The organism is Pseudoalteromonas sp. S2755, from assembly GCF_005886535.1.
In the GTDB taxonomy this organism is placed as follows: Bacteria; Pseudomonadota; Gammaproteobacteria; order Enterobacterales; family Alteromonadaceae; genus Pseudoalteromonas.
The window spans coordinates 33,739-41,201 of the sequence record NZ_PNDS01000136.1 but is presented as its reverse complement, the minus strand read 5'-3'; the positions used below and the strand labels follow the sequence as shown (position 1 = coordinate 41,201).

6 protein-coding genes are annotated in these 7,463 nt (G+C 42.9%); 4 read left to right on the top strand and 2 right to left on the bottom strand.

Annotation, left to right across the window (positions count from 1 at the left end):
* The first annotated feature begins 352 nt into the window (after positions 1 to 352).
* Together CWC03_RS19445 and CWC03_RS19440 are read left to right on the top strand one after the other, a co-directional pair.
* Positions 353 to 1,291 (top strand): phosphotransferase, encoded by a 939-nt coding sequence (locus CWC03_RS19445; RefSeq protein ID WP_138583283.1) that lies wholly within the window; start codon positions 353 to 355, stop codon positions 1,289 to 1,291.
* Between the two features lie 3 nt (positions 1,292 to 1,294).
* Entirely contained in the window at positions 1,295 to 2,125 is an 831-nt protein-coding gene (locus CWC03_RS19440; protein ID WP_138583282.1) for an EamA family transporter, read from the top strand.
* Positions 2,126 to 2,146: 21 nt separating this feature from the next.
* Here the strand turns inward: CWC03_RS19440 and CWC03_RS19435 are convergent, their stop codons facing one another.
* Together CWC03_RS19435 and CWC03_RS19430 are read right to left on the bottom strand one after the other, a co-directional pair.
* The gene (locus CWC03_RS19435; RefSeq protein WP_138583281.1) at positions 2,147 to 3,790 is read right to left on the bottom strand and encodes a S8 family serine peptidase; all 1,644 of its coding nucleotides are present in this window, start codon (positions 3,788 to 3,790) and stop codon (positions 2,147 to 2,149) included.
* A gap of 142 nt (positions 3,791 to 3,932) precedes the next feature.
* Complete coding sequence (locus tag CWC03_RS19430) at positions 3,933 to 4,994, bottom strand: ABC transporter substrate-binding protein (RefSeq protein ID WP_138583280.1); 1,062 nt, start codon at positions 4,992 to 4,994, stop codon at positions 3,933 to 3,935.
* Positions 4,995 to 5,182: 188 nt separating this feature from the next.
* Here CWC03_RS19430 and CWC03_RS19425 point away from each other — a divergent pair, with 188 nt between their 5' ends.
* The gene (locus CWC03_RS19425; RefSeq protein WP_138583279.1) at positions 5,183 to 5,575 is read left to right on the top strand and encodes a cytochrome b562; all 393 of its coding nucleotides are present in this window, start codon (positions 5,183 to 5,185) and stop codon (positions 5,573 to 5,575) included.
* Between the two features lie 275 nt (positions 5,576 to 5,850).
* Positions 5,851 to 7,299: a basic secretory protein-like protein gene (locus CWC03_RS19420; RefSeq protein ID WP_138583278.1), complete on the top strand. Its 1,449-nt coding sequence runs from the start codon at positions 5,851 to 5,853 to the stop codon at positions 7,297 to 7,299.
* The last annotated feature ends 164 nt before the right edge of the window (positions 7,300 to 7,463 follow it).

Below are 7,463 nucleotides of genomic sequence, written 5' to 3'. Positions count from 1 at the left end.
AGCACTGAGCAGCCCCCCTCACTAGATATAATAAAAAATGCAATAATTCTCCAACCAATTTTAAGTGTTAAATACCATATTAGCGTCGTTAAAAATTTGTTATTTAGAACAACTAAATAGCAAAATTTTTGCCTTGCCTACATGGATGTAGGTACCTTGGCGTGAGCAGGATGCGGAAGCGGTGTTATCGACAAGACTTTCTCGCCTTAAAAGAGATCTCTTAGTTATGCAAGTCGGTATTCGTGATAGTAAGTGAAGGGTTGTACTGTGTTTGAGTAACCTGAATTGGACAATAAAAAGATTGGCTTTTATTGAACAAGTCTCAGGTTAAATAACAAAAAGGTGTAACACAGTGAAAATAAGTATTCCAAACGATGTAATTTCTGCGCCTATTTCAACACAGCCAGAGCAACAATTATGGAGCGGTTGTGGTGATATGTTATTTATCGATCATGATGCTGGGAAGCTTGCAATTAAGCGCACTAAAGTCCCCAGTGACATTGCACATCAGAGAATTGAACAATCTTCAGTGGCGCTTTCGCGTAAAGCTAAGTCTTATCAGGTAGAACGTCACTTTTACAAACATCATGCATGCGAGCTACTCTCGCCCTGCAATACACCGAGCTATTTGGGAGAAGGGGTAAATGAAGGGATGGATTACATCATCTTTAGAGACTTCTCAACTCAAGGTTTTTCGCAAACTACTAAGCCGTCCGAATCACAAATATTAGCGGTGATAGGGTGGTTAGCTAAATTCCATGCTCACTTTTTACAAAGCCCCGCAGAGCATGTGTGGGAACAAGGAAACTATTGGCACCTAGATACACGGCCAGATGAGCTTGAGCGAATGCAACACAGTAGTATTAAACAAGCGGCACCTCGATTACGAGATCGTATCAAAAATAGCCATTGGCATACTTGGATCCATGGCGACGCTAAACTTGCTAATTTTGCCTTCAACGGTGACCAAGCACTAGGATTCGATTTTCAGTATGTCGGAAAGGGTATTGGTGTGTCGGATTTAATGCTGTTTATTACGTCTGTACTGGACGAAAAAGCGCAGCTCCTCCATGCCGATGAGTATCTCAAGTTGTATTTGGATATGTTGAGAATAGAATTATTGGGCAAAGCGGCCTCGATTGATATTGCTCAGATCCTTTCCGAGTGGGAATTGTTGTGGCCGGTAGTGTGGGCTGACTTTTATCGTTTTCTGCTGGGTTGGAAACCGGACCATGTAAAAATTAATGATTACATGAAATTTCAAACGGAAATTGCATTACAACAGGGATAACCAATGGCTATAGCCTTATTCAGTGCGTTAAATTGGGCTGCATTTGATTTTTTACGAAAAAGGCTAGCAAGCCATTATTCAGCCGCGCAAATGTCGGTGATATTTAGTCTCTTAGTCTTACCTGCATACATTGGTTATTGGTTGGTTGTTGACAAACAGCTCCCAAGTTCCGCTTATTTAGCGCCTGCGATAGCGAGCGGAGTTTTGGCTGCAATTGGTAGTGTAAACTTTATTCAGGCACTTGCGCTTGGACGAATGGCGGTTATTCTGCCTCTTTTATCCATCACTCCAGCACTTGCTGGCGTGTTTGCTTGGCTGCTGCTCGGAGAACCTTTAACCGTACTGCAGTCAGTGCTAATTGCTGCGATTGTCTTCGCTTCGTTTTTATTGCAAGGAGGCAGATTCTCTTTTCAAGAGCCTGGTGCAAAACAAGTTGCAATCACCTCTGTTTGCTGGGGGCTTTGTATCGTGTTCGATAAAGAGGCTTTGCAATACAGCTCGCTTTCTTTTCATGCTGGGTTTCTAACCTTTATGGTATTTTTTGTTAATCTGATCTTGCTCCGACCACAGTTTAAAAATCAAAATTTCCGCGCACATTGGTTACTCTGGGCTATTTCTTCGGTGGTATTCGCTGCTGCGGTTCTCTTTCAATTGCAGGCGTTAACGGAAATTCAGCCGGGGCTTGTTGAGGGGTTGAAAAGAGCCATTGGCATAGTCAGCGCGAGTATGCTTGGGATGTGGTTTTTTAAAGAGGCAATTTCAACAAAAGAATGGCTTATGATCTCTGTTATTCTGTGTTGTAGTGCAATGTTGGCGTTAAATAGTGGCGCTTAAGCGCCACTTAAAACAACGCGCTTATTTACATTGCGCGACTTTAGTCCAAACGTTTGAGTAGATTTCAGGGCTTGCGCCTTGTGACCAGAACGTAGCACGGTATTCAAAGCCCTTGAATGAAACTCGGTCGCCCGTATTATAGAACTTAGTTGCACTCCATTCTTGGATACCATTACACCCAGCCGGTGCATCACTAACGGTAACTGCTAGGGTCTTAGAAGCAGTTCTGTTGTTTGCAGCTGTCACAGTGAGTGTCACTTGATATGTACCAGCACTAGCGTAGGTGTGTGATGGGTTGGTTTGTGAGCTTGTTGCACCGTCACCAAACTCCCACTGATAACTACCTGCTGTTGATTGGTTGTTAAATGTCGCTGTGAGGCCGGACACGCTGAAGTTAAAGTTTGCATTGACTGCACCTGAGGTATCACAACCATTATTTGTTAAATAATCAACCGCCGCTTTTGCTTGTACAATACCATAGCCGTAAGAAGTATCACGGCCTGCTTGGCCTTTGTCTTTTGCTGTTGTATTCAACACTTGGCGAATTTGCTGAGCAGTACATTGTGGGAAGTGGCTCCACACTAAGGCAGCGACACCAGAGACATGCGGCGTTGCCATTGAAGTCCCGCTAATACTGCGATACGCGCCATTATTCCATGTTGAGTTTACACCAACACCTGGGCCTGCAATTTCTACTTGGCTGTTGTATTGAGAGAAAGAGGCTTTTGACTCAGAACTGTCTACTGCTGCTACAGACACGACTGCATTATACGATGCCGGGTAGCTCAACGAGCTATTACCCGCGTTGCCAGCAGCTGCAATATGTAGCATGCCGCGCTGATAACTTTGTTCAAACGCATTACGCTCTGCTGTAGAGCTGCCGCTACCACCTAAACTCATGCTGGTTACATTGGCGCCAGCCTGCTCACACTGTTCAATTGCTTTAATGAGATCGGAACCATATGCCCAGCGGCCTTGGTCATTAAACACCTTAACAATATGAAGACCTAGTTGCCCTGATGGATTTACCCCAACTACACCTGTACCATTACCACCTAAAGCGGCGATTGTGCCGGCAACGTGTGTTCCGTGACCGTTACCATCGTTACTCCACACACCTGTGTCGTAGTTACCATAGCCGTCATTACCAGTAACGCCTGTGCTAGGTAAGTCTTGATGACCTAGCGTATAACCTGTATCCATAATACAGACTTTACGGTTGCCGCTGTAGCCATCAGATACTTGGTTAGCTTGCACCATATTAATACCGTAAGGTGTGGTTTCAGCAAGTAAATCAATTGCTGAAGTTTCTACGCTTGGCAAATAACGTTTAGGGTCAATTTCTACTTGCGCAACATTGCCGCTTGCTTGTAGCTGTTGCATTTGCGCAGAAGAAACTTCGGCGACATATGCATTAATGCTTGGCAACGTGTTGACTGCAGCACTGCCTAAGGTTGAGTAGGCTGCTTCAGACAACGCCTGCGCTTTAAACTGTGCCGCTTCTGCTTGATTTAAGCGCACTGGTAGAACATTTGGTGTTGCACTGTCTTTTAACGTGACGATAACGCGCTGTGTATCTGCGTGAGCAACTGAAAGGCTTGCACAAACGCAGGCACTGAGGGTTGAAAGCTTAAGAAGTTTTACTACTGTATTACTGTTTTTCATATTTCACCTGTTTTACATGTTGTTTACGTTTGTTACTAAAACAGGTGTTGACATCGCTGTCAATGTGTAAGGATTAGGCAGGTTTAAATTGCATGATCTTTCTTGGTTCTGTTTAATGCATTAATTAATCTTTCTTAAATTCTCAGTTTTTTATATTATTATTGTGATTATTTTTATTAAGTGAGTGAGTTAGTTCTGTAATGGTAAATTGCGCTGGATCGTTAATGTAACGTAAAAAGTCCAGGTGTTCAGGAAAGTTTCCATGTATGGCATGATACAAAGGTAGGGAAGCGTCATTCAACGATTCGAAAATAGGTAAGGTTACGCTGTCTATTGGTGTGAAGTCTCTATGATATTGTGCTAGTCGAGCTAAGGTATAGGCCCCAAGCAATACATGCCCTCCAATCGAAACATCTAACTTAGGCGCAATACCTTCATCCCAGTTAATCCCACCTATGACGATCTTACGGTTTAATTCTTTAGCAGCGAGTAATGCGCCATAAGCAATAGGATCATTGGCAGCCCAAACTGTTGTGATTGCGGGATCTCGCTGTAACCACGCTTTAGTGAGTCGATAAGCTTCATTCTGAGACCATTGACAATTTGCCTCTGCGATTAATTCTAGCTCTGTATGGTGCTCAAGATAAGCACGCATGCCTTTTTGTCGGTCTAATGCCGCAGTCGTCGCCACGTCACCTAGCAAAGCTAATACATGTTGCGATGGATTGGAGGACCTAAGCGCTTTTCGCGCAAGTTGACGCATTAATTTAAAACCAGCTTGGAAATTGTCTGGCTCAATGGTGCCAATAATTTGGTGTCCTGCCTTTAACAAAGCCACTTCCTCTGTTTTGGTCGGTCCATTAAGCAAGAAAATAATCTTAATGTTGGTGGCTTTAGTGTTTAACAAATAGGGAACGACACTCGACTTTTCGTTAACCAGCACAAGGTAATCAGCATCACTTTTCAAGGCTTGCTCTACGAGCGATTTCATCAAAATATGGTTGCGCTGTGCATAGCTAATTTTAAGGGAAATATTCATGTTAGCAGCGGCCGCAGTCATCACGTTGCTGACGTTATACCAAAAGTCCCCAGTAGGGTTTTTTGTTGCAAAGCCGGGGTTTACAAATTGAACGTTGAATCGTTGTGCAGATAGCACGGCCATCGGCGATAAGAGTAAAAAGATGAACAACAATTTTCGGATCATAAGTCTCTACATTTTTGATATTCAAAAGTGTGCTGCTAAATACGCTACAAGTATAGCTTACGCTAGAATCGTAGCGTTATCTGCCTGTGTTTTGAATGCTATTTAGGATCAGCATATTTTTCATAGCATTGAATTTAGCTCATGCGTTAATTGCTTTATACTAGCGGGCAAAGAGTAAGGGGACTTTGATGAGAAAAATCGTATTTATATTCGTGTTGTTGTTTTCGATGTCAGGGGTTGCGCATGAGTCAAGTGAGCTGAATAAAACCATGAAGGAAATGGGGCATATTTATAAGCAGGCTATGGAAGCGCAATCAGCTCAAGAAATGCAAGCGCACTTAACTGAGCTAACGACACTCGTTAATGAAAGCAAGCAATTTCAGTTTAAGCAAGAGGTGTCTGCCGAGTCAGTTGAGGGCTTGAATAAAGTACTCGAAACCATTACTAAAGCGAGCCAAGAAGTAGACTCAGGAAAAGTTGAGAAAGCCCGTGAAATGCTATTAAAAATTGATGAGTTGAGAAAGCAATACCACAAACTACACGAGCCGCCGAGCTTTTGGGAATTATTATTCGGTAGTTAACCTGAGATTCGAATAGTTATCCTATCGCTGTGGTTATTTCTTGTTCTATCACAACAGCTTGACTTATCGATCTTGGCTTTAGTTGAGCATGACAAAATACTAGCGAGCCGTGGCTTTACCTCTCAGGCTCGTTAGTCCTCCATAAGATCCAAAATCGATGAAATAGCGTTATCCTTTTCTGCACTTATTAGAAATTACGCAAAAATCTACTCAAAAGAAGTTGCATTATCAATTGGAACGATCCAGTATATTTGTTTTTAATCTGGGAAATTTCAATGAAAACCTCCTCATTAGCCAGTCTAATTTTACTTTCATCTTGTAGCTCCTCATTAGCGAATGCCAATGCGCTCTACGACATCACCGAACGCGATACATTCTCTGTAACGAGTGACGTAAAGGAGCAAATCCAAGGTGAGGGGATAGAGCAATTAGTTGATAGGTCGTTAAAAAGCAAATTCTTATCTAAGCAATCTAGCGCCGAGATTGTATTTGATTTGAAAGACGTAAAAGCGCTTAGACAATATCGTCTCACCTCAGCCCAAGATGCACCCGCCCGAGACCCAAAGCATTGGACTGTAGCCGTGTCTATAGATGGTAAGGCATGGCAAGAGGCTGATAAGCGCAACAATATGGTATTTTCAAGGCGAGGTGAAACACTCGCTTTCAACCTACCCAAAACAACGGATGCGAGGTACGTACGCTTTACTGTAGCACAAGAAGGTAAAACACAGTGGGGCGACCGCTTTTTGCAAATCGCTGATCTGGCGCTCTATGCACAAACAAACTTACCGCTGGCAAATTTTACTGCAGATAAAACCGTCGCCAAGCTTAATGAGCCAATTTCTCTGCAGTCGATATCTGCAAACTCACCTACAGAGCTGAGTTGGAGGGTTGAGGGCAAAACGATGCTGCCAACCACAAAAAGTGTTGAAGTAGTTTATGACAAGCCAGGTAACTACTATGTTACTCTAATGACTAAAAATGCGCATGGCTCCGATCTTAAAACCCGTGCGAACTATTTAAAAATATACGATCCAACTCAACCATGGAAAGGCTTTGAGCCGCCAAAGGTCAAAGTGGTTATCGAAGATACTGAGTCGGCAGGGTCGAAACGCCTGCAAGCACTATTTCCTGATATAGCCAGTACGGTGGATGACGTAACTCGCCAACTGGCCCCAAGGTTGTACAAACACTTTGCAGAGCTGCCAGAGTTTGAGCAAGTCACATTTAGGCTGAAGTGGATGGACACAATAGCGTATCGCTCTGGAGACGAAACAAATATGGAAATTGTGTTTAGCTCAAAGTACATCACCGAAAAGCTCGCCGCACAGTCTGATGAGCAAGTGGAATACGAACTCCTTGGTGTGCTCTGGCACGAACTTACCCATGGATATCAGCTATTTCCAAAAGAGAGAAGTTATTCTGAGCCCGATGTACATGCATTTATTGAAGGAATGGCGGATCTCATTCGCATTCAAGCGGGATACCATAAAACCCGTTCACCTAAGCCGTCGGATTCTTGGGTTGGTGGATACACAAATACCGGGTTCTTTCTCGCATGGCTCGCTGAGTCACATCCAGATTTTGCCTATCGTTTTAATCAAACTGCGGTAGAAATAGAGGATTGGTCATTTGAAAATGCAATAAAGTCAGTGACAGGAGAGTCTCTTGATAAGCTCTGGTCTCGCTATCAAAGTGAGCTAACTGCTAAGAAATTGCAGTGAATCAGTAAGGACTAAATAATTATAATTTGTCATCACTGTGCTGTAAATGTACATAATTTGTTGACAGACTTGTTTTATTGCTCATAATTGGAACGTTCCTTTTTTGTGTTTCAGCCTAAAGCTTTGTTGGTTTTGCTACGGGAGAAATAAAATTTTAATAAAAA

What these genes read in the sequence shown, in the direction of transcription:
- CWC03_RS19430 (WP_138583280.1), bottom strand. Translation starts at nt 4,994, where the DNA reads ATGATCCGAAAATTGTTGTTCATCTTTTTACTCTTATCGCCGATGGCC.
- CWC03_RS19440 (WP_138583282.1), top strand. Translation starts at nt 1,295, where the DNA reads ATGGCTATAGCCTTATTCAGTGCGTTAAATTGGGCTGCATTTGATTTT.
- CWC03_RS19425 (WP_138583279.1), top strand. Translation starts at nt 5,183, where the DNA reads ATGAGAAAAATCGTATTTATATTCGTGTTGTTGTTTTCGATGTCAGGG.
- CWC03_RS19435 (WP_138583281.1), bottom strand. Translation starts at nt 3,790, where the DNA reads ATGAAAAACAGTAATACAGTAGTAAAACTTCTTAAGCTTTCAACCCTC.
- CWC03_RS19420 (WP_138583278.1), top strand. Translation starts at nt 5,851, where the DNA reads ATGAAAACCTCCTCATTAGCCAGTCTAATTTTACTTTCATCTTGTAGC.